The organism is Flavivirga abyssicola, assembly GCF_030540775.2.
Lineage (GTDB): Bacteria > Bacteroidota > Bacteroidia > Flavobacteriales > Flavobacteriaceae > Flavivirga > Flavivirga abyssicola.
Map to the genome: position 1 here is coordinate 3,282,323 of NZ_CP141266.1, position 16,544 is coordinate 3,298,866.

A 16,544-nucleotide genomic window follows, 5' to 3' on the forward strand; every position below is an offset into this window, starting at 1 on the left:
AAGCTTCTCGATACATCCCGAAGCAAGTTCGGGACACTACCATTGACGTTATTTTATAGGCCTTAATTTTTCAATGTGTAACTTTCGCCTTATCAAGTGGATTCCTGCCTTCGGAGGAATGACAAAGCAACAATGTCATTTCATCCGCTTGATAATTTTTTTTTGTCCCGAATCTCGAAGTGACATCTTGAACTCTTAAACAAGATTCACGTTAGTTTAATTATCCTATTTTTAAACTTCCCTCCAAACTTTATCTTATTGTGCCAAACGGTTTAATAATTAATTCAGGTGTATTATCCGTATCTTATTAACCAATTCAAATATGAAGTTTGAAAATACTTTCCGTAATTTGTGTTTGAAAAATTTGTTAACTTTTTAATGTTGATAAATATTTAAAATACTCATAATCAGTATTTAATATGTGATTGTTTGTAAGCTTTATGATTTTTGTCATGTTTTAAGTTGTGTACTTTTAGTTTATTTATACTCTAATTAAATAATCCAAAATACAACTTACTAATGAATGACAACGTCACAAAAACTCCACCAAAAACTTACACACAAGATCAGGCTTTCAATGCCACATTAAAGTATTTTAATAATGATGATTTAGCGGCTCGCGTATGGTTAAATAAATATGCCCTTAAAGATTCTCAAGGCAATATTTATGAGTTAACCCCAAATGACATGCATTTTAGAATTGCTAAAGAACTGGCAAGAGTTGAAAAAAAATATGTAAACCCATTATCTGCTGACGATATTTTTAATTTAATTAAAGATTTTAAATACATAGTGCCTCAAGGTAGTCCAATGGCAGGTATAGGCAATCCATTTCAAATCGCATCACTTTCTAATTGTTTTGTAATTGGTAATTCAGGAGAATCAGATTCATACGGAGGTATCATGAAAATTGACCAAGAACAAGTTCAGCTTATGAAGCGTAGAGGAGGTGTAGGTCACGATTTGTCTCATATTCGCCCAAAAGGTTCTTCAGTTAAAAACTCTGCATTAACGTCTACAGGTATTGTTCCTTTTATGGAACGCTATTCTAATTCTACAAGAGAAGTTGCGCAGGATGGAAGAAGAGGTGCATTAATGCTTTCTGTTTCTATTAACCACCCAGATTCAGAAGACTTTATTGATGCAAAATTAGAGCAGGGTAAAGTCACAGGAGCAAATGTGTCGGTTAGGATGGATAATGAGTTTATGGAAGCGGTTAAAAACGGAACCGATTATACTCAGAAATACCCAGTATTCAGTAAAAACCCTAAAGTTTCCAAAACAATAAAAGCAAATGATTTATGGAAAAAAATTGTTCATAATGCCTGGAAGTCAGCCGAACCAGGAATTTTATTTTGGGATACTATTATAAATGAATCCATTCCGGATTGTTATGCCGATTTGGGCTATAAAACAGTGTCTACAAACCCATGTGGAGAGATTCCTTTATGCCCTTATGATTCTTGTAGATTATTGGCTATTAATTTGTTTTCTTATGTAAAGAATCCTTTTACCAAACAAGCTAAGTTTAATTTCACTTTATTCAAAAAACATATTGTTGCTGCGCAACGTATTATGGATGATATAATCGATTTAGAATTAGAAAAAATAGACGCAATTTTAAAGAAAATAGATGAAGATCCAGAGTTAGATGAAGTTAAGGCTACCGAACGTAATTTATGGATTAATATAAAGCGAAAAGCAGAAGAAGGACGCAGAACAGGTATTGGTATAACAGCAGAAGGTGATATGTTAGCGGCTTTGGGGATTCAATATGGTAGTGAAGCAGGGAATGCCTTTTCATTAAAAGTCCATAAAACAATTGGTATAGAAGCTTATAGGGCATCTGTACACTTAGCAAAAGAGCGAGGCTCTTTTTCTATTTTTGATGCAGAGCGCGAAAAAAACAATCCCTTTATACAACGTTTAAAAGAAGCAGATAGTAAGCTGTATTATGAAATGCTAGAATATGGTAGACGCAATATCGCATTACTTACCATAGCTCCAACGGGTACAACAAGTTTAATGACGCAAACAACATCTGGAATAGAACCTGTGTTTTTACCAGTTTATAAACGTAGAAGGAAGGTAAATCCAAGCGATAAAGATGCACGTGTAGATTTTGTTGATGAAGTTGGTGATTCTTGGGAAGAATATGTTGTTTTTCATCACAGGTTTAAACAATGGATGGAAGTTAATGGTATTGATACCTCTAAAAATTTCTCTCAGGAAGAGTTAGATGATCTAGTGAAGCAATCTCCGTATTATAAAGCAACTTCAAATGATGTCGATTGGCTAAGTAAAGTGAGTATGCAAGGCGCTATTCAGAAATGGGTAGATCATTCTATAAGTGTAACTATTAATTTGCCTAATGATGTTTCTGAAGATTTAGTAGGCGACTTATATTTAAAAGCATGGGAGGTTGGCTGTAAAGGGGTAACCGTTTATAGAGATGGTTCTCGGTCTGGGGTACTAATTTCTAATGATGATAAAAAGGAAGAGGAATCTAAAGATTTACTAACAGCATTTCCTGTAAAACGGCCTCAAATATTAGAAGCTGATGTGGTCCGTTTTCAAAACAATAAAGAAAAATGGATTGCCTTTATAGGTATTATTGATGAGAAACCTTATGAGATTTTTACAGGGTTAACCGATGATGAAGATGGTATTTTAATTCCTCGCTGGGTAAACAATGGATTAATAATAAAGAACAGAAATGAAAATGGCACGTCTCGTTACGATTTTCAATATGAAAATAAAAGAGGTTATAAGACTACAATAGAAGGCTTATCGCATAAGTTTAATCCGGAATTTTGGAACTATGCTAAACTTATTTCCAGTACACTTCGTCATGGCATGCCTATCGATAAAATTGTTGATTTAATTAATAGTTTGCAATTAGATAGCGAATCTATTAATACATGGAAAAATGGTGTGGGACGTGCCTTAAAGCGTTATGTGGCAGATGGTACAGAGGCAAAAGGACAGAAATGTGATTCTTGTAAATCTGGAAACTTAATATATCAGGAAGGTTGTTTAACCTGTAAAGATTGTGGATCTTCTAAATGTGGTTAATAAATTAAGGTCAATCGATTTAATTTTTTTATAAAAAAAATATTAAATCAATGATTTTTAAGTGTTTGTCATTTCGACAGAGTGAAGTATGAGCCTTTCGACTTCGCTCAAGATAAACTTTCGAGAAATCTCATAAGAATGGGATTCCTCCTCGTTCCTTGTTCGGAATGACATAGTTTCTTTATTAAAATAGTTAAACAGATGACTGTCAGTTTTTAATATGTCAAACTCGGTAAATTAGTAAAGAAGGTCATCTAAAAGGTAAATATTGGAATGTCTGGAGCGCAGTCGAAATCTTCATGTTTAGTGATCTCGATTGCGCTCGAACGGACAAAAATAAGCTCCTTTCTTTTACTTAATTCAAAGTACCAATACTTAAATATTTATAATCTTCCAGTTCTTTTACGTTTTCAATTAGTTTTGTACAACCATTTTTTAAAAGATATATAGTATCAGAAATAGATATAATGTGTTCGTACATATGATCTGTGATGATGATGGCTTTTTTCTGCTTTTCTTCTTCAATAAGGGCTTTTATTTTTTCAATATATAAAGGAGCTACATGAGAGAAAGGCTCGTCTAAAAACACTATTTTTCTTGGGCATTTTAAAGTAAGATAAATTTCTATAACCCTGCGCTCCCCTCCAGATAATTTTTTGAAATAAAAGTTTTTATAAGGGGTTAGAGTTTCAAATGTATTAGTAAAAATATCCCAGTCTACCTTAAAAAGTTTAAAAGTAGTCTTAATCATCATTTTATTAGGAATAAAATGATGCTGGGGTAAATAACTAACTAATTTTGTTAGATATAGTGGTTTTAAAATAGGGGTATTATTAATTCTTATCAAGCTATATTTGGCCTTTAAATTACCAAAAGCAATATTTAAAAGACAACTCTTTCCACAGCCATTACTTCCCAAAATACCCGTAATTTTTCCTATTTCGGCTTTTAAATAAACACCGTTTAAAACAGATTTGTTATTGAAATAAAGTTCAACATTATCAATCTCTATAATCATACAAACTCTTTAATAAGTAAAAGAAATGGAATACTTAAAAACATATCAATAACATATAATAGAGCAAATAATTTGAAAGGAGAGATCCCTAAGTTTTTGTAAAATATTAGTTTTCGTTTGGCATGGGTTTCATTTATAAAAAACCATAAAAAAATGACTAATAATAGTTTTGCAATAAGAATGGGGAGTATGTCATATTTTAAAAATGAAAAAATGATATTTAAGCCAAAAGACCAAAAAATAAAAGACCTGTAAAAAACGAATATGGAAAATAATTGATTCATGATATATGATTAGAAACGGTAGAAGTTGAATATTATTCTAGTCTAATGATTAATAGGCAGGTATATTGGTGCTTAAAATTCATAAATTATCGTATTTTTGATTCCCAATTAAAAAGGTAGATGTTAGAGAAATTACAAATAGTAAAACAGCGTTTTGATGAAGTTAGCGATTTAATTATTCAACCCGATATAATTACAGATCAAAAGCGCTATGTAGAACTTAATAGAGAATATAAAGACTTGCGAATTCTTATGGATAAGCGGGAATTATATATAGAGCTTACAGACAATTTGAAGGAAGCAGAATCTATTATTGCAGATGGTAGCGACGAAGAGATGGTAGAAATGGCTAAAATGCAGTATGACGAAGCTAAAGAAGGAATTCCTAAGTTGGAAGAAGAAATAAAAGTTCTTTTAATACCTAAAGACCCAGAAGATGCTAAAAATGCTGTAGTTGAATTACGTGCTGGTACAGGTGGTGACGAAGCCAGTATTTTTGCAGGAGATTTATTTAGAATGTATACGAAATACTGTGAAAGTAGAGGGTGGCGCGTAGATACTGTAGATTTTAGTGAAGGGACTAATGGAGGCTTTAAAGAAATTCAATTTGAAGTTAGTGGCGAAGATGTTTATGGAACTTTAAAGTTTGAAGCAGGTGTGCATCGTGTACAACGTGTGCCGCAAACAGAGACTCAAGGACGTGTACATACTAGTGCCGCAACCGTGATGGTATTTCCAGAGGCAGAAGAGTTTGATGTAGAAATTAATCCTAAAGAAGTGAGAATAGACTTTTTCTGTTCGTCAGGACCAGGAGGGCAATCTGTAAATACAACGTATTCCGCAGTACGTTTAACACATATTCCAACAGGATTGGTGGCGCAATGTCAGGACCAGAAATCCCAGCATAAAAATAAAGAGAAAGCTTTTAAAGTATTACGTTCTCGTTTATACGATTTAGAATTGGCGAAGAAGCAGGAAGAAGATGCGGCGAAGCGTGGTAGTATGGTGTCTTCTGGTGATAGAAGTGCTAAGATTAGAACGTATAATTATCCGCAAGGTCGTGTAACTGATCATAGAATAGGTTTAACACTTTACGATTTAAGCAATATTGTAAATGGAGATATCCAAAAGATCATAGATGAATTAATGTTAGCTGAAAACACTGAGAAGTTGAAGGCTAATGATGATGTGATCTAGATATCTGTCATTCCTGCGAAGGCAGGAATTCACTTTATCGTGATTAAGTTTCAATTTAAAAGATCCCTGCCTTCGCAGGAATGACAAAACAGATTAATGTGACAACAAACCAACTCGTACAGGAAATCGAAAAAAAGAAATCCTTTTTATGCATAGGATTAGATGTTGATTTAAATAAAATACCACCACACCTTTTAAAAGAAGAAGACCCTATTTTTGCTTTCAATAAAGCGATTATTGATGCAACTCATCATTTATGTGTTGCCTATAAACCTAATACAGCATTTTATGAGGCGTATGGTTTAAAGGGGTGGAAGGCTTTAGAAAAAACGATTAATTATTTAAATGAAAAGCATCCAGATATTTTTACTATTGCAGATGCCAAACGAGGCGATATTGGCAATACCAGTACCATGTACGCCAAAGCTTTTTTTGAAGATTTAGCGTTCGATTCTGTTACCGTTGCTCCTTATATGGGGAAAGATTCCATAGAGCCTTTTTTAGCTTTTGAAAATAAACATACCATACTTTTAGCTCTAACATCCAATCAGGGCGCATTTGATTTTCAAACAAAAATGGTTGATGGAAAAGAACTATATAAACAAGTTTTAGAAACTTCGAAGACTTGGGAGCATTCAGAGAATTTAATGTATGTAGTGGGAGCCACCAAAGCAGAGTATTTAGCAGATATTAGACAAATTATTCCAGATAGTTTTTTGTTAGTACCCGGAGTTGGTGCGCAAGGTGGTAATTTACAAGATGTTTGTAAATATGGAATGAGCGATAACATAGGGCTGCTTATTAATTCTTCTCGAGGAATTATTTATGCTTCAAATGAAGATGATTTTGCTAAAGCAGCAGCTTTAAAAGCAAAAGAACTTCAGCAAGAAATGGCGATTATTTTAAATAATTAGTTGTTATTCTAAACGAAGTGAAACATCTCAAAGACCAGCTCGATAGAATCCTTCATATAAAAGAAACACCAAAACGTATCGTTTCTTTAGTACCAAGTCAAACCGAATTACTATATGATTTAGGCTTAGAAAGCTCGCTTATGGGTGTTACTAAATTTTGTGTGCATCCGCATCATATTCGAACAGATGTTGCTGTTGTTGGAGGAACAAAGCAAATTCACTTAGATGAAATTAAAGCCCTTAGGCCAGATATTATTCTTTGTAACAAAGAAGAAAACACCAAAACCATTGTAGAAGCTTGTGAAGCTATTTGTAATGTACATGTCTCTGATATTTTTACAATTGATGATAGTTTAGAATTAATTCATCAATATGGTGAGATTTTTAATAAATCAAAAAGAGCTTTAGCTATAGTAAAAAGTATAAAAAAAGAGGTAGAGGCGTTTAATACATTTATTAAAAATAAACCCACATTAAAAGCGGTTTATTTTATATGGAAAGATCCGTGGATAATAGCTGCAAATAATACGTTCATTAATTATTTGTTGAAGCTTAATAAGTTTGAAAATGTTTTTGAAAATGAGATTCGTTATCCAGAAATTGAACTTAGCGAATCAACTATAAATAAAGATGTAGATATTGTGCTTCTGTCTAGCGAGCCTTACCCATTTAAAGAAAAGCACAGAAAGGATATCCAAGAATTTTATCCTGACGCCACTATTATATTAACAGACGGTGAAATGTTTTCTTGGTATGGTTCCAGGTTAGCTAAGGCTTTTAAATATTTTAAAAGCTTGCGCCTAAATCTTGAGAATAATCAATCTTAGTAGTATCATCTACAAAGTTTGCTATTTTAGTTTCTAATTCTTTTAAGCTTATTAGCTTGTTTAAGTTTGGTTTTATTTTACCAACTCTACAAAAATGTGTACTCATAACTTTTTTATATAAAGTACGTGAAATAGCGTGTTTTAGATGTAATAAGAAAGTTAAAAAATTGCTAAATAAATTTTATGCAGAAGTTTGTGAGAGTGATTCTCTGGACAAGTATTTTAACTTGTTAAGTTTATCAAGTAATTTGATAGCTCGATATTCAGAAATATCACTTAAAGCAGAATCTGTTTGACGAAAATTATAAGCCTGCTCAATAAGTTCTTTATAGCGTTTATTGAGCTTACTTTGATGCGTTTTTATGTCGTCTATTTTTTTCATGTTCCCTCACGAAATAGAAAGTAACTAAATATACATTTTTTATTAAGAAATTGAAAGAAAAATTCGGATTATTTCTTTAAAAAGTATTCATTTTTAAGTGATTATAAACATTTGTTAATCGAAATAAATTTATCAATTTGGTACTGAGTTTCGGTTAAAGTTGTTATAATAATAGGCTTTAGGTTTTTAAGCCTATTATTTAAAACTTGTATTTAACTCAGTATTTAAGGTAGCCTTAATAAAAAAATCAATAATTTTATATGACTAACTAAAATTGTTAATTATGAGGCTTTTTATAAGAGCATTTTTTATCTTATTTTTTTCATTTTCCAATTATGCTCAAGATGTTACTTGTAAATGTTGTGATGAAAAGCATAACGAGTTTAATTTTTGGTTAGGGAGATGGACTGTAACCAATACAGATGGAAAGGTTGTAGGAAAAAATGTGATTGATAAAATCCAAGACAATTGTATTTTAAGGGAAAACTGGACAAGTGCTCAAGGAACATTTACAGGAACGAGTAACAATTTCTATAATAATGTTACAAAACAATGGGAACAAATTTGGATTGATAATCAGGGAGGAAGTTTACATTTAAAAGGACATAGAGTTGCTAATCAGATGATCTTAAAAACAGATATTGCGGATAATAAAGAAGGTAAGCCTTTTTATCATCGTATAACCTGGACTTTAAATGACGATGGTTCCGTAAGGCAATATTGGGAAACCATTACCAGCAACAAAGATATTAGTGTGGTCTTTGATGGATTGTATAAAAAATCTAATTAAGGGTGGTTCCTAAATAATAAACCAATTAATAAGAGAAAAGTGTATAAAATTATTCCTGTTGTAATATAATTCCAAAATTGTTTGTCACGTTTTCTGGACCACGATTTCTTAAACATTATTTTTTGGTGATATCGGTATAAAAAAGGCAAGAATATTAGCTTGAGTTTTTCGTATTCAGTGAATTCGACTTCTTTTTGTGATATTTCAGATTTTAAGTTTTTTAGTTCTCTTAACTTAATCTCTTTTAATAAAGATTCTTTGATTTCATTATCAATGTTAGGATTTCTGTATAATTCTATTAACTGCTCATCGGAAAGTTTACGAACTCTATTTAAATCCATAAAAAAAACGAATTAATCCTGCAAAGCAAAAACCTTTTTCAATAAATCTGTTGTTCTGGAAGACAGTTTAGTTCGAATTTCGTTTTCTTCAATAGCAATCATAGTAAACACACCTTTTAAAGCTTCACCGGTAACATAGTCTGTTAAATCTGGGTTCACATTATTTGTAAAAGGAAGGTTATTGTACTTGTTAATTAGGTTGCTCCAGATTTTATCTGCTCCAACTTTACTAAATGAATTATTTATAACCGGACTAAATTTATTATATAATGCTGTTTGGGTTTTGCTATTCAAATATCGAGTAGCAGCATCATTTTTTCCAAGTAAAATATTTTTAGCGTCTGCAAATGTGATACCTTTAACAGCATCAACAAAAATGGGTGTGGCTTCTTTTACGGCATCTTCAGCAGCTCTGTTAAGCACTTTTAAACCTTCATCTGCTAATTTACTTAAACCAACATCTCTAAGTGCTTTATCCACTTTATGTAATTCTTGTGGTAAAACAATTTTTACTAATTCATTTTTAAAAAAACCATCAGTTTGCGTCAGTTTTGTCACTTGTTTGTCTATTCCAAAATCCAAAGCTTGTCTTAATCCAGAAGCAATTTCCGTATTGCCAATAATACCGCCGCCACCTTGTGGTAATTGATTAACAACTTGTTGTAACTCTGCACAGGCAGTAAGGTTAAAAATTAACACGACTGCTAAAAATTTACGAATCATATTTTTTGGGTTTTATATGTTTAACAAATATATGTTTTAGATGTTAAACCATTTCTAATTTATGTTAAATATGTTTTTAAGGGTACATTAAAAACCATTTCCTCGAGATTTGGCCTTATAAAAGATAAGCTTTAAGAAAAAACAATAAAAAGACACCTTGGGAGTAAGGTGTCTTTCGTGCAAACTAAATAATCCCACTAGTGTTTCGTCTAAAACTTATACTACAATTATGGGCTTTATTATCTTAAACCTTATTTGTTGAGACCCGAAGGGAAAAGAAAAGTCACAACTTTATAAAAAAAAGTGCTAAATATTAATTTAAATATCGTGAGTTCGACATAAAATTTATAAAAAAATAGACAAAAGCTCAATAAAATAAAGCTTGTCACCTTGAGCGCAGTCCTTTTAAAAATTCAGTTGTTTTAATTAGGTTTCGACTTTAGTTTATACTGAGTACTTCGACTGCGCTCAGTATAAACTATAGCCGAAGTACTCAACCTGACATTTGAATATAATTGACCGATTTTCATTTAAATAAAACTAAAGTTGTATCGAACTCACGTTAAATATATAGAGTATGCGTCAAGAATTTTGACAATCAGTTGTTTACTGCGTGTGGAAAAATAATTTTTTTAATGAACCCATCTTGACTTTTTGTTTTTAACCGAAAATGAGATAACATTTGTTCAGATGCGGCTTTTTTTACAAGGCATAGCAGTGCTAAGCATAAAAAAAGTAACAAAATATGGGCGAATTTTAGCCATTTTTTAGGAAATAGAAAAAGTCAAGATGAGTTCAATAAAAAATCACCGTTTTATTATTGTAAACCATGACCTTTCTATCTGTATGCAATTTAACAGCATTAGCTAGAACAATTTTTTCTAAATCCCGTCCTTTTGCTATTAAATCTTGTATGGAATGTGTATGAGATACATGCGCTACATCTTGTTCAATTATCGGACCAGCATCAAGTTCTTCCGTTACATAATGACTTGTAGCTCCAATAATTTTAACACCGCGCTTATATGCCGAATGATATGGTTTTGCACCCACAAATGCAGGAAGAAAAGAATGATGAATGTTAATTATTTTATTAGGGTACTTATTTATAAGTTTTCCGGAAACAATTTGCATGTACCTCGCTAAAACGATAAAATCTATGTTGTGTTTCTCTAATAATTCTAGTTGTTTACTCTCGGCTTCATTTTTTGTGTCTTTAGTAACTGGAATATGATGAAACGGAATTTTAAAATTATCAGCAATAGGTTTTAGATCTAAATGGTTACTTATGATGAAAGGAATTTCTAAATTAAGTTCTTCCGAATTATAGCGTCCTAATAAATCGTATAAGCAATGATCATATTTAGAAATAAATAAAGCCATTTTAGGCTTAACCTCCAAAGAGTAAATACGCCATTTCATACCAAACTCGCTAGCTAAAGTGTTTTTAAACAATTCTTTAAAACCAGCTGTCGTAAAGGAGTCTATCGTGAATTCACTTTCTAAACGCATGAAAAAGATATCCTGTTCTCTATCTACATGCTGATCTATATAAACAATATTGCCCCCTTCTTTGGCAACAAAATTCGTTACAGAAGCAATGATATTGGAACGGTCTTTACAATGGATTAAAAGCGTAATCTTATTCATGAGATTCAAAATCGATTAGTCGTCAAAATTAATCTAAAAAATAGATAAGAAATAATCAGTATAATAATTTTAGATAATCTTACGTGAATGGCTTATTTTTTTGAATATTTCATAAATTGCGATACTTAAAACTAAGATTCTTTACGAATGAAACAACAAGCACCATATAAGCCTAAACATAAAGTACGAATAGTAACAGCAGCATCATTGTTTGATGGGCATGATGCTTCCATAAACATCATGCGTCGAATTATTCAAGCTACAGGTGTTGAAGTGATTCACTTAGGGCATGATAGAAGTGTGGAAGAGGTTGTAAATACAGCTATTCAAGAAGATGTGAATGCTATTTGTTTAACTTCATATCAGGGAGGTCATAATGAGTATTTTAAATACATGTATGATTTATTAAAAGAAAAAGGTGCTGGTCATATCAAGATTTTTGGCGGAGGCGGAGGTGTAATCTTGCCTTCAGAGATTAGGGATTTGATGGATCATGGGATTACTCGTATTTATTCTCCTGATGATGGGCGTGAAATGGGATTACAAGGCATGATTAATGATTTGGTTAAGCAATCAGATTTTGCAATTGGAGATACTTTAAATGGAGAAATCGATACCATAAAAGAAAAGCTTCCAAAATCAATAGCCCGTATTATATCTTCTGCCGAGAATTTTCCAGAAGTAGCTAAAGACACTTTAGATAAAATACATATTAAAAATAAGAATTCTAAAACCCCAGTTTTGGGTATTACTGGAACCGGTGGAGCGGGAAAGTCTAGTTTAGTTGATGAGTTGGTTAGACGATTTCTAATTGACTTTCCAGAAAAGACGATTGGCATTGTTTCGGTTGACCCCTCAAAACGAAAAACGGGAGGTGCTTTGTTAGGAGATCGAATTCGTATGAATGCTATTAACTCACCTCGTGTTTACATGCGTAGTTTAGCAACACGTCAATCTAATTTGGCATTATCTAAATATGTAAATGAAGCCGTCGAAGTTTTAAAAGCCGCTGAATATGATTTAATTATTTTAGAAACATCAGGTATTGGACAATCTGATACTGAAATTATAGAACATTCCGATGTGTCATTGTATGTAATGACTCCCGAATTTGGAGCAGCAACGCAGTTAGAGAAAATCGATATGCTTGATTTTGCAGATTTAGTTGCTATCAATAAATTTGATAAACGAGGAGCCTTAGATGCTTTACGTGATGTTAAAAAGCAATATATGCGTAATAATAATCTTTGGGATGTACCTCAAGAGCAATTACCAGTTTTTGGTACGATAGCTTCTCAATTTAACGATCCGGGAATGAACACGCTTTATAAAGCTGTTATAGATATGTTGGTAGAAAAAGCAGAAGCAGATTTGAAATCAACATTTACTATTTCTGATGAAATGAGCGAGAAGATTTTTGTCATTCCGCCTTCAAGAACGCGCTATTTATCTGAAATAGCAGAAACAAATCGGGCTTACGACCAAAAAGCAAATAATCAGGTTGAAGTCGCTCAAAAGCTTTATGGAATATATAAAACGATTTGTTCGGTTACGAATGTCACCTTGGGCGCAGTCGAAAGGTCTCTTATAGGAAAGCTTGGATTAAATCATGAAGAGATTCTTCGACAAGCTCAGAATGACAGTGATAAACTATTTTTAGGTTTATTAGTAAAGGAATTCGATAGAGTAAAACTAAATTTAGATCCCTATAACTGGGAAGTTATTATCGGTTGGAATGAAAAAGTAAATACATATAAAAATCCAATCTATTCATTTAAAGTTCGAGATAAAGAAATAAAAATTAAAACACATACAGAGTCTTTGTCACATACTCAAATTCCTAAAGTGGCATTACCTAAATACCAAGCATGGGGAGATATATTGCGTTGGTGTTTACAAGAAAATGTTCCGGGAGAATTTCCTTTTGCATCTGGCTTGTATCCATTTAAAAGAACAGGAGAAGATCCGGCTCGTATGTTTGCAGGAGAAGGAGGACCAGAACGTACCAACCGCCGTTTTCATTATGTAAGTATGGGATTGCCAGCCAAACGCTTGTCAACCGCATTTGATAGTGTAACACTTTATGGTAACGATCCGGATTACCGTCCAGATATTTACGGGAAAATTGGAAATGCAGGCGTTTCAGTTTGTTGTTTAGATGATGCTAAAAAACTGTATTCCGGGTTCAATTTAGCAGACGTTATGACTTCTGTGAGTATGACTATTAATGGTCCAGCTCCTATGCTATTAGGCTTTTTTATAAATGCCGCCATAGATCAGCAATGTGAAATATACATAAAAGAAAAAGGTCTAGAAAAAGAAATAGAAGCTAAAATTGCTGTTATATATAAAGGAAAAGAGCGACCGAAATATAACGGAGAATTACCAGAAGGAAATAACGGTTTAGGATTGATGCTATTAGGTGTTACAGGAGATCAGGTCTTGCCCTTAGACATTTATAATGATATTAAAGTTAAAACGATATCTCAAGTTAGAGGAACAGTCCAAGCGGACATTTTAAAGGAAGATCAAGCCCAAAACACCTGTATTTTTTCAACCGAATTTGCATTGCGATTAATGGGTGATGTTCAAGAGTATTTTATTGAAAATAATGTTCGTAATTTTTATTCGGTTTCTATATCTGGCTATCATATTGCCGAAGCAGGAGCCAACCCTATTACACAGTTAGCCTTAACACTTTCCAATGGGTTTACTTATGTAGAGTATTACTTAAGTCGAGGTATGGATATTAATAAATTTGGTCCGAACCTATCGTTCTTTTTTTCTAATGGTATCGATCCAGAATATGCTGTCATTGGACGTGTTGCCAGAAAAATTTGGGCGAAAGCGATGAAGCATAAATATGGGGCTAATACTAGAGCCCAAATGCTTAAGTATCATATTCAAACATCAGGGCGCAGTTTACATGCTCAAGAAATAGACTTTAATGATATTCGTACAACTTTGCAGGCATTGTATGCTATCTACGATAATTGTAATTCGTTACATACAAATGCCTATGATGAAGCGATTACTACTCCAACCGAAGAATCAGTACGTCGTGCTATGGCCATTCAGCTTATCATAAATAAAGAATTAGGATTAGCTAAGAATGAAAACCCAATTCAAGGATCTTTTATTATTGAAGAGTTAACCGATTTAGTAGAGGAAGCTGTATTGCTTGAATTTGATAGAATAACTGAGCGTGGTGGTGTATTAGGAGCGATGGAAACCATGTATCAACGTAGTAAAATTCAAGAAGAAAGTTTGTATTATGAAACTTTAAAGCATAATGGTGATTTCCCGATAGTGGGGGTGAATACATTTTTAAGTTCTAAAGGATCGCCAACAGTACTTCCAAAAGAAGTCATTCGTGCGACAGAAGAAGAAAAGCAATTCCAAATAAAAACTTTAGAAAACCTTCATAAAGCAAACGATACAAAAGCGTTATTAAAAGAATTGCAAACGAAAGCTATTAACAACGAAAATATTTTTGAAGTATTAATGGAAGTTTGTAAAGTATGTTCTTTAGGAGAAATAACGAGTGCGTTATTTGAAGTAGGGGGACAGTATCGACGAAATATGTAAGCAGAGAACCACTTTTTGCGACAGCAAAAAGTGTGTGAATCGCTTATCCCGCGCTCACAATGTCATTAAGTTAAGGACAAAGGTGTCAGTCTGAGCGCAGTCGAAGACATTTAAACCTCTTACTTTCAATAGCGTTTCGACTGCGCTCAACGTGACAAAATAAAATAAATTCCCTTAACTTAATGACATTGCCCGCGCGCAGTCGAGGGATCTCATTAAAGGAAACCATAAACTTAGTACCCTCTTTTTATCAAAGCAAAAGCGAGCTAGTTGTTTAATACTAAATGATCATGTAAATCATATTAATTAACGCAACCATTTTCGAAATTAATCATCTTAAAGATAAAACCTTAAAAATCTATACAATGAAAAGTGGTATTTTAATTTTTCTTTCCTTAGTGTTAATAAGTTGCACTTCAGATGATAGCAAACCAAAAGAAGAAGACTCGGAATTACTTGGTAAATGGAAATTAATCGAACAGCTTTCGGACCCAGGAGATGGAAGCGGGGTATTTAATCCAATAGTCAGTAATAGAACTATTGAATTTTTTAGCAATGGTACAGTAACAATAAATGGTATTTTATGTTATATGAGCTCTCAGGTTGGTGATGAAAGTTCAGGTACTTATTCCGCTGTTTCTGGAAATGATTTTAGCGATGGAGAAATTATACCTAATGATTGCGATTCTAATTTTGTTGAACCTAAAGTGTTTTATAAAATAGAAGAAGCCAACTTAATACTTTGGTACTTATGTATAGAACCTTGTGGGCAAAAGTTTATAAAATTAACTGATTAAAGCGTTAACAACCAAGTACGCTGTAGTTTTTTGAATTTTTTCAACTCGCTGCGCAAAATAGGCAGAAAGTCTTTTCCGTTACTGTTTGAGCGCTCTAAACGATATGAGTTTTTATAGAGCATATTAGTAAGGCGTTTAAGGGAAGCTATATGCTTGTACTTTCTTTCTGAATAACGCTCTAATTCTGCATTCAAAATTTCTGGAGCTAATGATACAGATTGTTGCACAATATCTCCTGAAAAATAAATACTAGAATCTTCTGTGCCATCACTTTTTAGAACAGCTAAATCGTGATTTAGATATGAGGAAATATTTTGAGAAAGCGTGAAAATCTCAACAGCTTTTTTATAAATCGGTAATTCCGATAGATTTAATGGGGTATTAGATGACATATTCTTTTTCTCTTTAGCTTTTTATCAAAATTAATCACAAGAAATTATATTCGACTTTAGATATTAAAGTAAAAACGTATATTTGCTTTAGATTTTAATTATTTACAGTTAAATTTCATTAAATGGATATTGATAGGCTTAATTGGAAGATTTTAAGGTGTTTACAAGAGAACGCACGCCTTTCTAATGCCGAAATTGGACGACGTGTTGGGGTGAGTTCTCCGGCAGTTTCAGAGCGTATTAAAAAGATGGAAGATTTAGGAGTCATTGAAGGCTATAAAACGATTGTTTCTCCATTGGAAGTTGGTTATCAACTTAAAGCCATCATTACGTTACGTGCCTTTATGGGGAAACTAAAGCCATTTTTGGAAAAGGTAAAAACCTATGATGAAGTTGTGAATTGTTATCGAATTACTGGTGATGAAAATATTGTTATGGAAGTGGTATTAAAAAACCAAAAACATATGGAATCATTTATAGATCAACTTATCGTTTATGGAGAAAGTAAAACACAAATAGTACTGTCTGATGTTGTTAAACAAAAAGAGATAAAATCGTTGAAATAG

At 32.6% G+C, this 16,544-nt stretch carries 15 protein-coding genes; 8 read left to right on the forward strand and 7 right to left on the reverse strand.

The features are described from left to right. The first annotated feature begins 519 nt into the window (after positions 1 to 519). Complete coding sequence (locus Q4Q34_RS13800) at positions 520 to 3,075, forward strand: adenosylcobalamin-dependent ribonucleoside-diphosphate reductase (protein WP_303315873.1); 2,556 nt, start codon at positions 520 to 522, stop codon at positions 3,073 to 3,075. A gap of 355 nt (positions 3,076 to 3,430) precedes the next feature. Here the strand turns inward: Q4Q34_RS13800 and Q4Q34_RS13805 are convergent, their stop codons facing one another. Continuing rightward, positions 3,431 to 4,093, reverse strand: a complete 663-nt coding sequence (locus Q4Q34_RS13805; protein WP_303315872.1) for an ATP-binding cassette domain-containing protein — start codon at positions 4,091 to 4,093, stop codon at positions 3,431 to 3,433. 404 nt (positions 4,094 to 4,497) lie between these two features. Between Q4Q34_RS13805 and prfA the strand changes: the two genes are divergently transcribed. The 3 genes from prfA to Q4Q34_RS13820 all read left to right on the forward strand — a co-directional run bounded on the left by prfA (position 4,498) and on the right by Q4Q34_RS13820 (position 7,315). Then, positions 4,498 to 5,574 (forward strand): peptide chain release factor 1, encoded by a 1,077-nt coding sequence (gene prfA, locus Q4Q34_RS13810; RefSeq protein WP_303315871.1) that lies wholly within the window; start codon positions 4,498 to 4,500, stop codon positions 5,572 to 5,574. 98 nt (positions 5,575 to 5,672) lie between these two features. Then, positions 5,673 to 6,488 carry an orotidine-5'-phosphate decarboxylase gene (pyrF, locus tag Q4Q34_RS13815; protein ID WP_303315870.1) on the forward strand — a complete coding sequence of 272 codons (816 nt, stop codon included), beginning with the start codon at positions 5,673 to 5,675 and terminating at the stop codon, positions 6,486 to 6,488. A 17-nt stretch (positions 6,489 to 6,505) separates the two neighbouring features. Beyond that, positions 6,506 to 7,315 (forward strand): ABC transporter substrate-binding protein, encoded by an 810-nt coding sequence (locus Q4Q34_RS13820; RefSeq protein WP_303315869.1) that lies wholly within the window; start codon positions 6,506 to 6,508, stop codon positions 7,313 to 7,315. Here Q4Q34_RS13820 and Q4Q34_RS13825 read toward each other — a convergent pair. Together Q4Q34_RS13825 and Q4Q34_RS13830 are read right to left on the reverse strand one after the other, a co-directional pair. After that, positions 7,275 to 7,421: a hypothetical protein gene (locus Q4Q34_RS13825; protein ID WP_211344271.1), complete on the reverse strand. Its 147-nt coding sequence runs from the start codon at positions 7,419 to 7,421 to the stop codon at positions 7,275 to 7,277. The genes Q4Q34_RS13820 and Q4Q34_RS13825 overlap by 41 nt on opposite strands. Before the next feature lie 75 nt (positions 7,422 to 7,496). Continuing rightward, positions 7,497 to 7,697 carry a Lacal_2735 family protein gene (locus Q4Q34_RS13830; protein WP_303315867.1) on the reverse strand — a complete coding sequence of 67 codons (201 nt, stop codon included), beginning with the start codon at positions 7,695 to 7,697 and terminating at the stop codon, positions 7,497 to 7,499. Positions 7,698 to 7,980: 283 nt separating this feature from the next. Between Q4Q34_RS13830 and Q4Q34_RS13835 the strand changes: the two genes are divergently transcribed. Then, on the forward strand, positions 7,981 to 8,487 hold the full coding sequence (locus Q4Q34_RS13835) for a hypothetical protein (RefSeq protein WP_303315866.1): 507 nt from the start codon (positions 7,981 to 7,983) through the stop codon (positions 8,485 to 8,487). Here the strand turns inward: Q4Q34_RS13835 and Q4Q34_RS13840 are convergent. The 3 genes from Q4Q34_RS13840 to purU all read right to left on the reverse strand — a co-directional run bounded on the left by Q4Q34_RS13840 (position 8,484) and on the right by purU (position 11,201). Next, positions 8,484 to 8,828: a hypothetical protein gene (locus tag Q4Q34_RS13840; RefSeq protein ID WP_303315865.1), complete on the reverse strand. Its 345-nt coding sequence runs from the start codon at positions 8,826 to 8,828 to the stop codon at positions 8,484 to 8,486. The two genes, Q4Q34_RS13835 and Q4Q34_RS13840, sit on opposite strands and share 4 nt — an antisense overlap. A 12-nt stretch (positions 8,829 to 8,840) precedes the next feature. Beyond that, positions 8,841 to 9,551 carry a DUF4197 domain-containing protein gene (locus tag Q4Q34_RS13845; protein ID WP_303315864.1) on the reverse strand — a complete coding sequence of 237 codons (711 nt, stop codon included), beginning with the start codon at positions 9,549 to 9,551 and terminating at the stop codon, positions 8,841 to 8,843. Between the two features lie 795 nt (positions 9,552 to 10,346). Further along, the gene (purU, locus tag Q4Q34_RS13850; RefSeq protein WP_303315863.1) at positions 10,347 to 11,201 is read right to left on the reverse strand and encodes a formyltetrahydrofolate deformylase; all 855 of its coding nucleotides are present in this window, start codon (positions 11,199 to 11,201) and stop codon (positions 10,347 to 10,349) included. A gap of 147 nt (positions 11,202 to 11,348) precedes the next feature. On the opposite strand from purU, the gene Q4Q34_RS13855 reads away from it, so the two are divergent. Next, complete coding sequence (locus Q4Q34_RS13855) at positions 11,349 to 14,789, forward strand: methylmalonyl-CoA mutase family protein (protein ID WP_303315861.1); 3,441 nt, start codon at positions 11,349 to 11,351, stop codon at positions 14,787 to 14,789. A gap of 365 nt (positions 14,790 to 15,154) precedes the next feature. After that, entirely contained in the window at positions 15,155 to 15,586 is a 432-nt protein-coding gene (locus tag Q4Q34_RS13860) for a hypothetical protein (protein WP_303315859.1), read from the forward strand. On the opposite strand, the gene Q4Q34_RS13865 is transcribed toward Q4Q34_RS13860, so the two are convergent. Further along, on the reverse strand, positions 15,583 to 15,978 hold the full coding sequence (locus Q4Q34_RS13865) for a hypothetical protein (RefSeq protein WP_303315857.1): 396 nt from the start codon (positions 15,976 to 15,978) through the stop codon (positions 15,583 to 15,585). The genes Q4Q34_RS13860 and Q4Q34_RS13865 overlap by 4 nt on opposite strands. 122 nt (positions 15,979 to 16,100) lie before the next feature. Here Q4Q34_RS13865 and Q4Q34_RS13870 point away from each other — a divergent pair, with 122 nt between their 5' ends. Beyond that, positions 16,101 to 16,544 (forward strand): Lrp/AsnC family transcriptional regulator, encoded by a 444-nt coding sequence (locus Q4Q34_RS13870; RefSeq protein ID WP_303315855.1) that lies wholly within the window; start codon positions 16,101 to 16,103, stop codon positions 16,542 to 16,544.